14 protein-coding genes are annotated in these 14,016 nt (G+C 55.4%); 5 read left to right on the top strand and 9 right to left on the bottom strand.

Features of this window, described 5'->3' with window-relative positions:
* Positions 1 to 45: 45 nt before the first annotated feature.
* The gene (locus NMK_RS01015; protein WP_109013892.1) at positions 46 to 672 is read right to left on the bottom strand and encodes a response regulator; all 627 of its coding nucleotides are present in this window, start codon (positions 670 to 672) and stop codon (positions 46 to 48) included.
* A 576-nt stretch (positions 673 to 1,248) separates the two neighbouring features.
* On the opposite strand from NMK_RS01015, the gene NMK_RS01010 reads away from it, so the two are divergent.
* From NMK_RS01010 to NMK_RS00995, 4 genes are all read left to right on the top strand, one after another.
* A complete protein-coding gene (locus tag NMK_RS01010; protein ID WP_109013962.1) occupies positions 1,249 to 1,785 on the top strand; it encodes a peroxiredoxin in 537 nt (178 codons plus the stop codon).
* Between the two features lie 3 nt (positions 1,786 to 1,788).
* Complete coding sequence (locus NMK_RS01005; RefSeq protein ID WP_109013891.1) at positions 1,789 to 4,152, top strand: serine/threonine protein kinase; 2,364 nt, start codon at positions 1,789 to 1,791, stop codon at positions 4,150 to 4,152.
* A 9-nt stretch (positions 4,153 to 4,161) separates the two neighbouring features.
* Positions 4,162 to 5,271, top strand: coding sequence for an EAL and HDOD domain-containing protein (locus NMK_RS01000; protein ID WP_109013890.1), 1,110 nt, complete (start codon positions 4,162 to 4,164; stop codon positions 5,269 to 5,271).
* A gap of 70 nt (positions 5,272 to 5,341) precedes the next feature.
* Positions 5,342 to 5,911, top strand: coding sequence for a hypothetical protein (locus tag NMK_RS00995; RefSeq protein ID WP_109013889.1), 570 nt, complete (start codon positions 5,342 to 5,344; stop codon positions 5,909 to 5,911).
* A 112-nt stretch (positions 5,912 to 6,023) separates the two neighbouring features.
* Here NMK_RS00995 and NMK_RS00990 read toward each other — a convergent pair whose 3' ends face one another.
* The 6 genes from NMK_RS00990 to NMK_RS00965 all read right to left on the bottom strand — a co-directional run bounded on the left by NMK_RS00990 (position 6,024) and on the right by NMK_RS00965 (position 10,790).
* Positions 6,024 to 6,749 carry an EF-hand domain-containing protein gene (locus NMK_RS00990; protein WP_109013888.1) on the bottom strand — a complete coding sequence of 242 codons (726 nt, stop codon included), beginning with the start codon at positions 6,747 to 6,749 and terminating at the stop codon, positions 6,024 to 6,026.
* Positions 6,750 to 7,140: 391 nt separating this feature from the next.
* On the bottom strand, positions 7,141 to 7,671 hold the full coding sequence (locus NMK_RS00985; protein ID WP_181376127.1) for a Spy/CpxP family protein refolding chaperone: 531 nt from the start codon (positions 7,669 to 7,671) through the stop codon (positions 7,141 to 7,143).
* Between the two features lie 85 nt (positions 7,672 to 7,756).
* Positions 7,757 to 8,902 carry an ATP-binding protein gene (locus NMK_RS00980; protein ID WP_109013886.1) on the bottom strand — a complete coding sequence of 382 codons (1,146 nt, stop codon included), beginning with the start codon at positions 8,900 to 8,902 and terminating at the stop codon, positions 7,757 to 7,759.
* A 13-nt stretch (positions 8,903 to 8,915) separates the two neighbouring features.
* The gene (locus NMK_RS00975; RefSeq protein WP_109013885.1) at positions 8,916 to 9,602 is read right to left on the bottom strand and encodes a response regulator transcription factor; all 687 of its coding nucleotides are present in this window, start codon (positions 9,600 to 9,602) and stop codon (positions 8,916 to 8,918) included.
* Positions 9,603 to 9,687: 85 nt separating this feature from the next.
* On the bottom strand, positions 9,688 to 10,404 hold the full coding sequence (locus tag NMK_RS00970) for a pseudouridine synthase (RefSeq protein ID WP_109013884.1): 717 nt from the start codon (positions 10,402 to 10,404) through the stop codon (positions 9,688 to 9,690).
* Positions 10,404 to 10,790 (bottom strand): YchJ family protein, encoded by a 387-nt coding sequence (locus NMK_RS00965; RefSeq protein ID WP_109013883.1) that lies wholly within the window; start codon positions 10,788 to 10,790, stop codon positions 10,404 to 10,406. Before NMK_RS00965 ends, NMK_RS00970 begins: the two co-directional genes overlap by 1 nt.
* A gap of 30 nt (positions 10,791 to 10,820) precedes the next feature.
* Between NMK_RS00965 and NMK_RS00960 the strand changes: the two genes are divergently transcribed.
* Positions 10,821 to 12,602: an ABC transporter transmembrane domain-containing protein gene (locus NMK_RS00960; RefSeq protein ID WP_109013882.1), complete on the top strand. Its 1,782-nt coding sequence runs from the start codon at positions 10,821 to 10,823 to the stop codon at positions 12,600 to 12,602.
* Here the strand turns inward: NMK_RS00960 and NMK_RS00955 are convergent, their stop codons facing one another.
* Together NMK_RS00955 and NMK_RS00950 are read right to left on the bottom strand one after the other, a co-directional pair.
* Positions 12,603 to 13,352 (bottom strand): oxygen-binding di-iron domain-containing protein, encoded by a 750-nt coding sequence (locus NMK_RS00955; protein ID WP_109013881.1) that lies wholly within the window; start codon positions 13,350 to 13,352, stop codon positions 12,603 to 12,605.
* Positions 13,352 to 13,990 carry a methyl-accepting chemotaxis protein gene (locus tag NMK_RS00950; protein WP_109013880.1) on the bottom strand — a complete coding sequence of 213 codons (639 nt, stop codon included), beginning with the start codon at positions 13,988 to 13,990 and terminating at the stop codon, positions 13,352 to 13,354. Before NMK_RS00950 ends, NMK_RS00955 begins: the two co-directional genes overlap by 1 nt.
* Positions 13,991 to 14,016 lie beyond the last annotated feature (26 nt).

Here is a 14,016-nt window from a genome sequence, read left to right as displayed (position 1 = left end):
AGATGATATCGAGAAATTCACCGCCCACATTAATATCGAAACAGGTTAGACCAGACCGTGCGTCACCGCATATTGCATGAGCTTGGCATCGTTGCCGATCTGCATTTTCTGCATGATACGAGCTTTGTGGGCGCTCACGGTTTTGTTGCTGATGCCGAGGTCGGCAGCGATTTCCTTCATTTTCACACCCTTTGCCAGCATGCTCAGGATGGTCATTTCTCGCTCAGTCAGGGCTTCGTGAGGGTCGGAGTTTGCGGGAGTACTGGCCTCGAAGGCAATTTTCTCGGCAAGATCGCGCGCCAGATATTTGCCGCCGGCGGCGACTTTCCTGACCGCATCGATGAGTTCATCGGGCGAGGAATCCTTGGTGATATAGCCGCTGGCGCCTGCCCGCAGCATGCGCTTAACCACCTGCAAATCGTTGAACATGCTCAACATCAGGATAGGAAGCTGCGATTGCTCTGAAACCTGGGTGACCAGGTCGGCGCCGTGGAGTCCCGGCAGGTTCACGTCCAGCAAGACGAGATCGAATTTTTGCTGTTTTACCGCAGCCAGGACTTCCTCGCCGCTCGTTGCCTCCGCCACGATTTCCACATCGTCAAAGCAGTCGAAAATACGTTTAAGACCGTCCCTGACAAGATGATGGTCGTCAGCCATTAATAAACGTGTCATTCAATTCTCTCGTCATATTCCAAATTAGGCGGCCTACAAATCCAAGAGAATCTGGATTCCAAAGTCTTGTTGTTATGTATTGGCGAACTGGCTGCCAGTGAATTATTGAAGCATCCTCACAGGTTTTTATCCATGTATTCTTTCCCCTGCTTCAGGATCAAGACGTTTGTCATTTTGACAACATATTGCATGAGGAACAATCGGCTATAGCTTATCCCAGCATAGACTTTTCCTATAGACCCAGCGCTATAGCTAGTTAAGGCCTCAATCAACGCATTCAGGCTCCATGAGTTTCAATATTTTATACGCCATTAGGTGTAGGGATATACTTAATTACTAAAATGTTACACTTACCCTCAGGACCCTTTCCGAAAACCTCGGATCAAAGGAAAATAAGCACGTGAGCTGGCTTACTCAGCCTGGTCCGGGGCCGCAGTCCGGCACTCACCTGTGTAACTCCAGTTACGATAAACGCATTATTTGATTTTTGACCTAGTCCAGGAAAAGCAGCAGCAAGGTCTGCTTCTGCATAACCGCACCAATCAGCTGGATTTTTTAATTCAGGCGAATTTTTCGATGAAAAAGAAGGTTATAGCACTTATTTCCGCCACGCTCGGCTTGCTCTTCTGGTTTCATTTATCTGCGGCCGAAGCACCGGCTCAAGGTCAGGCCGCGCCGGGCTTTTCTCTCCCCGATCAGAACGGCAAGGTGCATGCACTCAAGGACTACCAGGGCACCTGGACTGTTCTTTACTTCTATCCCAAAGACGACACTCCCGGCTGTACCAAGGAGGCCTGTAGCTTCCGCGACGACCTGCGCCAGTTGGAAGCACTGGGCGCAAAAGTCGTCGGCGTGAGCGTGGACGACACCAGCTCTCATGCCAAATTTGCAGAGAAATATCATCTGCCCTTCCCATTGCTTGCCGACAAGGATGGCAAGGTCGCCGATAGCTATGGGGCGCTCACCAATCTCGGCCTGATTAAAATTGCCAAGCGCTACACCTTCCTCATCGCGCCAGACAGCAAGATCGCCAAGGTGTACCAGAGCGTGGATACTTCGCGTCATTCCCAGCAGATCATCGACGATCTGAAAACTTTAAAAGCAGGCAAATAACGCATGGCAGAATTAATCGGCGGCCGTTTCGAGGTCCTGCGCGAGCTTGGCCGCGGCGCACAAGGCGCGGTCTACCTCGCAAAAGATAGCCGTCTCGACCGTCAGGTCGCTATCAAGACGCTCAAGTCGGGGGCGGGCGACATGGAAGCCCTGCTGAAAGAGGCCCGCATCGTCGCCAAGCTGCAAAATCCCCACATCGTCACGCTGTTCGATGCAGGTGAACATGAAGGCGCACCCTACCTTGTTTACGCCTTCGTCCAGGGACAAACGCTGGCACATCACCTCATCGCACAAGGCACGCTTCCCATTGCCCGCGCAGTGCAAATCGTTTGCGGTGTTTTGGAAGCCATCGAGTATGCGCACCAGCAGGGCATCATGCACCTCGACCTCAAGCCCGCCAACATCATGCTTTCCAGCGGTGGCCAGCCTTTGGTCATGGATTTCGGCATTGCGCGGACGGTTACCCAGCAATCCGTCACGGAAAACAAGATCGACGGCACGCCGCAGTACATCGCGCCGGAAATCATTGCGGGACAAGGCCCCCGCCCTAGCAGCGACCTTTTTTCACTCGGCATGATGCTGTATGAATTGGTCACGGGAAAACCGGCCGTAGACAGCAACAACGTCTACGAAATCCTGCATCGCAACGCAAACGAAGCCGCGGAATCTCCTTCTGCCCGCAATTTCCAGGTGGACGAGCGACTGGAAGGCATCATCCTGAAATCCATCGCCAAGAAGCCGGAAGATCGCTATGCCAATGCCGGTGCCATGCGCAAGGCACTGCTCGATTACCTCGATCCGGTACGCGAAGAGCTGTCCAATACGCACGATTCGCACAGTACGCTGGAATTCTTGCTCCGGCGCATGCGCAGCAAGAGCGATTTTCCGGCATTGTCGTCCACGATCAGTGAGATCAATAAAGTCGTCGACAACGAATCGGAAAGCGCCAGCAAGCTGACCAAGAGCATCCTGCAAGACTTTGCGCTCACCAACAAGCTGCTTAAGCTGGTCAATACGGTGAGCTACGGGCAGTTTGGCGGCAAGATCAATACCATATCCAAGGCCGTGGTGATCCTCGGGTTCGAGACAGTACGCACCGTCGCCATGACCTTGATATTGCTGGAATTCCTGCAAAACAAGGCGCAGGCATCGCAGCTCAAGGACGAAGTCATTTCGTCTTTCTTCGCCGGTATCGTTGCTGCCCAGCTTTCCACAGGCCGTAACATCAAGGACGCAGAAGAAGCCATGATCTGCTCCATGTTCCGCAACCTGGGTAAGCTGCTGTCCACCTTTTATTTCTTCGAGGAAAGCCAGGAAATCCAGCGTCTGCAAGAGCAAGGCGACAGTGAGGACAAGGCTGCGCTCAAGGTATTGGGCGTCACCTATAACGATCTCGGCATCGGCGTGGCCCGTAACTGGAATTTCCCCGATCGCCTCGTGACTGGCATGCAGAAGCTCTCCGGCGATCGCATCAAGAAATCGCGCGGCGAACTGGAATCGCTGACCATCACCGTCAACCTCGCCAACGAATTGTGCGAAATCGCCGGCACCACCGACACCAAGGAAAAAACCTCTGCGTTGAAGCAACTTCGCGACCGTTACGCCAACGCGATCACCATTACCGAAGACCAGCTCAGCAAGGCGCTGGATACCAGTATCGGCGAGCTCGCCGTACGCTCCGGCATTCTCAGCATCGACTCCAGCAAGAGTCCGTTCATGAAGCGGATCAACGTGTGGAGCGGCGTCAAGCTGGAAGATAAAAAGCCTGATGAAACCAACAGCATGTCCGGCATTACTCAGTTGGGTACCGAGATCGACCTCGCTATTCCCAACGAAGGCGAGGCTAAACCCGATCCTGAGGCCGTGCTTTCGGCTGGCATCCAGGATGTCACCAATACCCTGGTGGAGGAACACAAGCTCAACGATATCCTGCAGATGGTGCTCGAAACCATGCACCGCGGCATGAGCTTCCATCGCACCCTGATTTTCGTCCGCGACCCCAAGGCTGGCGTCATGGCTGCTCGTTTCGGCTTCGGCTCGCGTATCGACGAGGTCATGCCGTTGTTCCGGTTCCCGCTGGCTTTTGCACCAGACGTGTTCCACTTGGCCATGGAAAAAGGCGCAGATATCGTGATCGAGGATGTGAGCTCACCCACCATCGTCTCCAAGATTCCGCAGTGGTATCGCGACGCCGTGGCTTCGCATAGTTTTCTGTTGCTGCCTGTGATGATCAACAACAAGGCTATCGCCCTGTTTTATGCGGACATGGAAGAAGCCAACGCCATGAACATCACGCCGCGCCAGCTTTCGCTGCTCCGCACCCTGCGCAACCAGGCCGTGCTGGCGTTAAAGCAGAAAATGGGCTAACCCAACAAGATGGCCTTCAATCCCAATCATTTGCTCAGGCGGTCGCTCGTCCTCGACCGCAAGCAAGACATCGCTTTCGTTCGCCTGACCATGGCAGAAGCAGCGCCAGAGGCGCTCATGCCGGTCATGCTCAAGCTGGGCAACTTGCAGTCGCCGCAAGCGACTTACCTGATTCCGCTGGTCTGGCTGGACGATACAGCGCTGCTCGATAAGCTACCGCAAAATACGGTTCTGCTGACCCTGCCGTCCGGGCTTGAGTTGCCGCTATGCACCGAGGCCCGCAGCAAGGGCTTTCGTATCGCCGTGGAGCATACGGGAAGCACTTATGCAGTCGATGTCGCTGCCGACTTCCACATCGTGGCGAATAACGTAGCAATACCGCCCGCGCCCAATCTGATCGTGAGTGGCGTTAATCATGCGACAGGCCTGGAGCAGGCCCTGGCGAAAGGTCACAGTTACTTTGAAGGCCGCAGTTACCTGGGGCCGCTGGCAACCGTAGCGCCAGCCATCAACCCATCGCACGCGGCGGTACTGGAATTGATCGGCGCTGTACGGCAGGATGCCGAGCCCAGGCAATTGGAAGCCATATTCAAGCGAGATGTGACGCTGACCTTCAAACTGTTGCGCTACATCAACTCGCCCTTCTTCGGCTTGAGCAACCGCGTGGAATCGATTCGTCACGCCCTTGCAATCCTCGGCGGCCAGCAACTCGCCAAGTGGCTGACGCTATTGGCAGCGACCGCAGGTGAAGGTACTTCGCCAGCTTTGACTCAGAACGCCATGATGCGCGCCAGAATGATGGAACTGATGGGTGCCCGCTTCGAAAAACGCGAACAGGACAATCTCTTCATCACCGGCATGTTCTCCCTGCTGGACCGCATCATGCAGATGCCGCTGGAGCAACTGCTCACCCGCGCCAACCTTCCCGAAAGTGTCACGCATGCGCTGCTCACCAACGAAGGTCGCTACGCCCAGTTGCTGTCGCTGGCCAAAGTGTGCGAAGGCGAAATCGCCCCCGATGGTGCCACGCTGTTCGAGCTAGATCCCAAGTCAATCAACCTTGCCCAAATCGATGCCATCGAATGGGCGCTACAAATCGCGCGGCATACGGGAGACTAGTGCCGCCGCTGCCGGGTTGCAGCCAAAAGCATTACAATCCCGCATCTTTTTCGGCCGAGCATTGAAAGCCATGCAAGAAAAATTCTATTCCGAGCGCCTGCTCGAACTTTACGACGTCTGCCACGCCGAGATGCCAGAGGCGCAGACGACCGAATTCATCGGCGATGTGGAGCAAGATACCTTTGTCGCCGCCACCTTCATCGCCTCGTACCTCACGCTCAAGGCCGTGCAGCATTTGGGCCGTTCGCCCAGCGACGAACGCATCGACAATTTCGACATGTTGAGCGTTTACCAGGCATTCGCCACGCTTGTTTTCGTCATCCTCACCCTGCCGCTCAAGAGCGAGGATATCGAGCCCGACGTAGTCCAGGCCGCTGCCGTCATAGGCAGGGCCTTGTTCGACGAACTCTCCGACGAAGCCTGTGTCGAGTGCATCGAATCCGGCCTGCGTAAAGTCCAACTCCTAGGCAAGGCGGAGCAGGATTACCTAGTGCAGTTCCGCGAAGACATGGACAAGGCCGTCATCGCCTTCGTGATTGCCGGCACCGACGAAAACGCACCGTTCACAACTGCCGATCTCATTCCCGTGTTCGGCGCCTTGCTCAATATCCTCTGCGAGACCTTCTCTCGCGACGACTGAACCGTCCCGCCTAACATCCAGAAACAAAAAAACCCTGCCGAATCGGCAGGGCTGTGAGCGCCACAAACCTGAATGCCAGGCCATGGGTAGCGGGATGCACCGCGAATGTCGATCAAGCCATTTGCGAAAGCAAGCTGGAGAAACCGTTCTGCTGGTTAGAATGGTCCGATCCACCCACACCATAGGCTTGCAGCAGCTGCATGATTTGCGACAGCACTTGATCCTGCGATGTGTTGCTGGAGTTCGAGCTGGAATCGCTGCTGGATGAACTCGCGCTGCTAGTGCTGGCAGAAGCATTCAACGACTGATTGAGCGCCTGCGCTTCCTGGAAAGTCACCTTGCCGTCACCGTCCGTATCCGCCTGATCGAAGTTGTTCACCACATTGGAGATGAAGCTCGAGCGTTGGCTGTCAGAGGAGCCGATTTCACTCAACTGGCTTGTCAATTGATCCTTGGTGAAACCGCTGTCGTTGGCCGGCGATGCTGGAGGTATGCCGCTCATATTGCCATTACCCCCACCAGGTGGCGGAGGGGGCATATGGTCACCGCCCTGCCCCATGCGCATGCTGTTGAACTGATTGTCCAACTGGCTTGCCAGGCTTTCCAGCGCGGTTGTCAGCTCATCCTTGGATACCTGGCTGTCGCCGTTGCTATCCAAAGCAGAAAATAGGTTATCGGCATTAGTGGTACTGGAAGTGCTCGAAGTGCCGGAAGAACCCGAGATATTGCTGAAAGCGCTTTCCATATCGCTTTTCGTCAAATACCCGTGGTTACTGGTATCCAGCTTCGAGAACAGACTACTGGCCCAGGATGAGGCCAAACTACTGATGCTCGTCATAATTAGCTCCTTGGTGTTTTAAAAATACGAAGCACGTTGATATACATCGCGACTTCGTAAAGAAGTCATAGCAAATTATCGGCCACTGGCAGCTGAATTTGACGGCTATAGTTGTAAATTAATGTTAATTATGGTTAACAGTTATTAACTTTAACCATTTTTAAAAAACATAAATAGAAGATGCCCTTTATTGGGCATCTTTCATGGCTAAAAAAATGGAAGTCAGATTGAAAAACGGCAATGAACGACAGTTAAAAACAATCATATATTTTATTGTTTTTATTGACTAAATATCGATTCAAATTAATCTTAAAATAAATAAGCGGCAACTCTTGCCGCTTATCCAAAAAAATTAACGCCGTCAAAAAGCATCAAAACAATCGGAATTGCACTAAAGCACTTTAAATCCAACCTGCGGCTTATTCTCGCAATGATTCATGGGCTTGAATTCCCCCTTGGATTTACGCTCAGCTACCAGCTTGCGCTGCTCAGCCGTCAACAAGGTGTAGATTCGATGCTCGCCCTGTATCCTCAGCTTGGTTAATTCGGCCAGGTTTTCGCTATTTTCTTCAAGGAGCTCGCGCACCTTGTCTTCGTCGTATGACATGGAAAGCGTCAGTCCACGCAAAGCCTCTTCGCCTTTGCGTAAGGCTTTCATTCGGTCCCGCAGCATAGGCGCCTGAGCATGCAGGATGTCAAATACCGCGTCGCGTTGCGACTCGGTGAGATCCAGACCGTGTAGAAACGGCGGCAAAGGCCCCTCCAGAAATTTGTCGTCCGCAAACGGTGGCGACGGCGGCAACACACCGCAATGTTCAGGGGCGATGGGACGCCCCGGTTGCGCCACAGCGGCGGCAGGCAGGAGCAATGAAGCGCAGAAAAGTGCGGCGAGTGATTTTAGATAATTTTGAGTCGAGTACATGAGCGTCTCCAAGAAGTTTTCCAGCATTGAAACCGACGGATTCAATGGATGAAACAATTCTAGGAAATGCCCCCGTAAGGTGCCGTTAAACCCTTGTAAAACCGGGTAAAGAGGCGGTTTTTGCCGGGAGTTCGATATTGATACCGAATCCGCCGTGAATACGATTGTAGGCGCGCAACTGACCTCCATGCGCTGTAACGACCCGTTGCGCAATAGCGAGTCCCAAACCATGCCCATCGGTCTTGCCGACGTTACTACTTCGGAAAAAAGGCTCGACGATGCGTTGCAGTTCACTTTCCGGCACCCCCGGCCCATTGTCTTCGATCGTGAGTTGCAAGCATTGCCGCGGCTCGTCGAAAACGGTTCGTAGGCTCACCACACCATAATCGGGCGAATACTTGATGGCGTTCCGCACGATGTTCTCAATGGCGCTATAAAGCAGCTCCGGCTTACCTTGTACCACCACATGACTATCGCCGTTTAGATCGACCTCGATCCCTCGGATACCCGCCTCAAACCGTGCGTTTTCCACCAGCGTGTCGAGCAATTCGTCCACGGCGATGTCCTCGTCCATGGCCCCCTGCATACCGTTTTCGAGCCGTGACAGCGTAAGCAATTCGCCTACTAATTCGTTGATACGCGTGCTTTCCAGCTCTATGCGATCCATCAGCAACGCCATCTTTTCCGGGCTCTGCCGCGCAACACCCACCGCGGCTTGCAACCGGGCAAGGGGCGAACGCAGCTCGTGCGAAACATCGTGCAGCAAGTGCCGCTGGCCGTTCATCAAGGCCTGCAGCTGCTGCGCCATGCGGTCGAAATCGCGCCCGAGATCGGACAGCTCGTCTCGGCGTTGCCCCATGACCGGCGTTACGCGAACGTACAGATCACCATCGGCAGCCGCATCAAAAGCAGAGCGCAGGATGCGAATAGGCTTGGAGAAATACCAAGCCAGGCCGAACGCGCAAATGAGGGTGACCAGAATGTTAGCAATGAGGGGCTCGATAGGAATGAAACCGGGGGGATGGTTTTCATGCGGTCTTGGCGGGGGACGATCAAAATCCCGCCCAGGCATTCCAGGTGGCGGCGGGCGCACTCCGTTCGGCGGCATTTCTTGCGAGGCAAGCACAGGCTGATGATGATGCTTCCACCAGAAAATGGTGCCAACGCCCATCATGCCCGCCGCTTGCGCCAGCCAGATGAACAAGAAGAATTTCCAGAACAGCCGTCCCATGCGGGTCGCGCCCTTATTCCCTTATGTATTGGTAACCCAGCCGATGCACGGTCTGGATACAGGAGCGACCGTCGGCCAAGGTGCCCAATTTGTGCCGGATGCTGCTCATATGCACATCGATACTGCGATCGAAGCGGGCCAATGGTCGGCCCAGCGCTTGCTCGGAAAGATCGTTCTTGTCCACCGGCCGACCGGCGTTGCGAGCCAGCACTTCCAGCAGGTTGAACTCGCTGCTGGTTAGCTCCACCGGCTTGCCATCCCATGCTACGCGACGCTGTCCGGGCCATAGCGTCAATGCGCCCACCGACAAGGCCGAGGGGACATCGGCACCGGCCACAACTTCCGTCCGCCGCAAGATAGCCCGGATGCGGGCCGAGAGCTCGCGAGGCGTGCAAGGCTTGGGGACGTAATCATCGGCACCTAGTTCCAGGCCGATGATTCGGTCCATGTCATCACCCTTGGCGGTGAGCATCAGCACCGGAACACGGCTATGTGCCCGAATCCGCTTCAAGGCCTCAATGCCGTTGACGAAAGGCATCATCACGTCCAGCACCACCAGTGCATATTGCCCGGTCAATGCCTCGGCCGCACCGCGCTCGCCGTCATTGGCAATAGACACCTCGAAGCCATCCTCTATCAGATATTCCATGAGCAGATGTAAGAGTTCGACATCGTCGTCGACGAGCAGGATTTTGGTCATCACGCGTTCAAAAGCAGGTTAAATACGAGGATGTTAAACAAGCCGGACCGCTAGTCCTAGCAATCCAACCAGACTTTTACCATTCTTAACATTTCCAGCCGAGCTGTGCGAGGACGACCGCAAAATCCTCGGCAAGCGGCGCAGTAATCGTTAATACCTTATCCGACACCGGATGTCGCACCTGCAATTCCAGGTTGGCGAGCAGCATGCGATAACATCCGAACAAGGTTTGGAACAGCCGGTTGTGCTTGCCCTTGCCGTAGGTTGCGTCGCCGATGATGGGATGAGAGATATGCTTGAGGTGCCGCCTGAGCTGATGCCGACGTCCAGTAAGAGGCTCCAGTTCTACCAGTGCATAGCGGCTGGTTGGATAGCGGTCGACCTCATAGGGTAACTCGCATACCGCCAACCGGCGGTAGCGGGTAACAGCCTCCTGCGGCGGCGCACCTTCGGCATCAGGCGTCCATTCGTAATCGTCCGGCCGCTTCACCAGCGGATAATCGATCTCCCCCGTTTCCGGCGGATGCCCGCGCACCACAGCCAGATATTTCTTCGCCACCTCCTGCCGCTCGAACTGCCCGCTCACTGCACGGCCAATGTCCGGATCAAGCGCGAACAGCAACACGCCCGAAGTCCCTTTATCCAGCCGATGGACAGGGTAAACGCGTTGCCCGATCTGGTCTCGCAATAGCTGGACGGCAAAACGGGTTTCATGACGATCGAGGTTGGTGCGGTGCACCAGCAGGCCGGAGGGTTTATGGATGGCGATGAGGTGGTCGTCGCGGTAGAGAATGTCGAGCATCAGTGGATTTTCCCGTCCACGTAAACCCACTGCTCTTGGTTCCTGACAAACCGACTCGTTTCATGCAGCCGGTATGCCTTGCCGTTCACCTTGTATCGGGCCACGAATTCGACGCTGGCGTGCTCCGCGTCGCTGGTTTCATGCCGCTTCACCTCCAGCCCTAGCCATTTGGTGGGCATATCCTGTTCCAAATCCAACGCTGCAGGACGCGTATCCGGATGCCAAGTGGCGAGCAAATACAACTCCAGTCCTAGCACATAGGCACTATATCGAGAGCGCATGAGCGCTTGGGCATCGGGGGCTACATTCCCTCGATGATATTGGCCGCAGCAGGCGGCATAGGGTTGACCGCTACCGCAGGGGCAGTCGGAAGGCGTTGGTTTCATGCTTGCGCGGTTTCCTCGTATGATGGCGCGATGGCTAGAGCTAATTTAATCGACCGTCCAAAAAGCAAGGATATCCGCCAACTGGCGCGTATCCTGGGTTTTCTCAAACCGTATCGCAGACAGATTGTAACCGCCTCCATCGCACTGGTGATTGCCTCCGGTTGTGTCCTGGCGCTTGGTCAGGGCTTGAAATTCGTGATCGACCGCGGGTTGGCAGGCGGTAATACCGGATTTCTCAACCAGGCGCTGGGTGGCATGCTGGCGATTGTGGTGGTGATGGCGGCAGCGACCTTCGTGCGTTTTTATTATGTTTCTTGGATCGGCGAACGCGTGACAGCCGATATCCGCCGCGCGGTGTTCGGGCATTTGCTGGAGCTTTCGCCCGGCTTTTTCGAAACGACGCGTACAGGTGAAGTCATCTCGCGCCTAACCAGCGATACCACGGTGCTGGAAGATGCCATCGGCTCGTCGATCTCGATGGCGTTGCGCAACTTTCTCAATATGCTGGGCGCACTCATCATGCTGGTGGTAACGAGTCCCAAGTTGACGGGCCTAGTGCTGGTCGTCGTGCCGCTCGTCATCGCGCCCATCGTGTTTTTCGGCCGCAGGGTACGAAAACTGGCACGCGCCAGCCAGGATAGGGTCGCTGACGTTGGCGCTTATATCGACGAAGCCTTGCACGAGATTCGTACCGTCCAAGCTTACGGCCATGAGGCGCAGGATAAAACACTGTTCGGCGAACGCGTGGAGCAGGTCTTCGCTACCAGCGTACGGCGTATCCGACAGCGGGCCTCACTCATGGCAGTCGTCATTCTGCTGGTGTTCGGCGCCATTGGTTTCATTTTATGGGTGGGCGGACATGACGTTGTCGAGGGCAATCTCACAGGCGGCCAGCTTTCGGCCTTCATCTTTTATGCCGTGATTTTGGCAGTGGGCGTAGGCACGGTATCCGAGGTGATCGGCGATTTGCAACGCGCTGCCGGCGCCACGGAACGACTGATGGAATTGCTTTCGACGGAGCCGGAAATCGCCGCGCCGCAACATCCTCAGGCGTTGCCCTATCCAGTCCAAGGCGTCATCGCCTTCGACGAGGTGTTATTCCACTATCCGTCCCGGCCCGATGCACCGGCGCTGGAACGTCTATCGCTGACCGTTTCGGCCGGCGAGAAACTGGCGCTGGTCGGCCCGTCGGGCGCAGGCAAAAGCACTGTGTTCCAGTTGCTGCTGCGTTATTACGACCCGCAAGCGGGCAGCATCAGAATCGACGGCGTAGATATCAAAGCGGCCGACCCAAGAATCGTTCGCTCGCACATAGCCCTTGTCCCGCAAGACCCGGTGATTTTTGCTGCGAGCGTGGCCGACAACGTGCGTTACGGACGGCCCGATGCGACGGAGGCTGAGGTGCGAGCGGCTTGCGAAGCTGCCTGCGCGACGGAATTCATCGACCGTTTGCCTGAAGGACTCAACGCTTACTTGGGCGAACGCGGCGTGCGGCTTTCAGGCGGCCAGCGTCAGCGCATCGCCATTGCCCGCGCCATTCTGGCCGACAGGCCGATCCTGCTGCTGGACGAAGCCACCAGCGCTTTGGATGCGGCGAGCGAGCGCCTGGTGCAGATTGCGCTTGAACGACTGATGGAAAGCCGAACCACGTTGATCATTGCCCATCGTTTCGCCACTGTGCAGGGGGTGGACCGCATTGCAGTCATGGACCAGGGACGCATCGTTGGCCTCGGCACCCATGAAGCGCTGATGCGCGACAATGCCCTTTACGCCCACCTTGCAAACCTGCAGTTCAAGCCTGTCGCCACTTGATCAAGCGCGGCGCATGACCCCAAGCCCAACCGGCAGTTCTGCCAGCCAATTGATGAAGCGCTCGACGTCCTGCCCCTGATAGATCGCACCGTGTTGCGGGCACAACATATCGATCTCCAGCTTGCTCGCCCGCTCGCACCAATCCAGTTTGGCCTCGTTTGAGCCCAGCCACCGCCGATGGAATCCGGCCGCATGCGCGATGTGCTTATCGAAATTCCTGACAAATAGATCGTCCTCGCCTGGCGGCAGCATGGCTGCCCCGATATCGCCGGTAAACAGCAGCTTGGCGGTGGGGTCGTAAAGATGGAAATTGCCGGACGAGTGCAGGTAATGCGCCGGGACAGATTGCAAGGTCAATCCGCCCACACGTATCGGCATACCTTCGTCTGGAATACTGATGAAGGTTTGATCGGTACCACCGAAATGCGGGACGAAAGAACTCCAGAGCCAGCTTAAGTGACACTTGAGCGCAGGATTGAAGTCCAGCCATAGACTGAGCGACGAGATAATGTCAGGGTCCTGGTGCGAGGCGAACAGATGTTTGATATTGGCAGGATCAAATACCTCGCAAATGGCCGAGAACACGACTGGAAAAATCTCGGAGCCGCCCGGATCGGTCAAGAGTGCAGACTCGTCATCGACGATCAGATATTCGTTGGTATCGATTAGATAGTTGGGCTTCTCAGGATCACGCGCAATGGCGATCCACTGGTGTGAGCCCTGTTCGAAAATGATGTTGGCTTTTTTCATTATTTTGAGAGCCTTTTAGCAATGGCGCGAACCGTGGTCGATATCTCGCCGATCGTGTATTCCATATCCCCGGCAACCTGAGTCAAGGCGGATTGATAACTACCGCCATGGGCCGCTTCGACACGTGCCGAACGCGCAATCATCAATCCCATATCGCAACGCTTGCTCGCAATTTCCAGGGCGGAAAAGATTTTGCGCGCCCCACGTTCCATGCGCAGCCTTTCCCGCTCAAGATATTCACCGCGACGCATCACCGGATTCTCAAGTCGATCCTGATTCTCGCGGCACTGCTGCTGAGCCTTTTGCAACAAACGAAACAACCGCTGGGTGTTGCTTAGCCGGGAAATACCGTTGACCAGTTGGAAGACCTCCTGTGTCATCGCCCCCATTTCAACAGCGAATCGCTGACTGAATCCGCGTAGTTCTCGGGCCACAACGGCAAAGCCGATCCCCGCTGCACCGGCCTTGTTGGCAACGAGCGTGGAGTTCAGCGCATTAAGGTTGATCTGACTGGAAAGCGAAACGGCGTATTTGATGCTTTCGTTGATTTGGGCCACATCCGCGACACTCGGGAGTCTTTGAGTGGGCTTCATTATTGTTTTCTTTCGTGCGTTTTTCTTCTTGGAAGCAGGCTTGATGGCCTGTTTTTTTAATTTTTCACCAA

This window comes from Novimethylophilus kurashikiensis (genome assembly GCF_003112435.1).
GTDB classification, from domain to species: Bacteria; Pseudomonadota; Gammaproteobacteria; order Burkholderiales; family Methylophilaceae; genus Novimethylophilus; species Novimethylophilus kurashikiensis.
The sequence above is the reverse complement of the archived record's forward strand: the minus strand, read 5'-3'. Positions and strand labels throughout refer to the sequence as shown.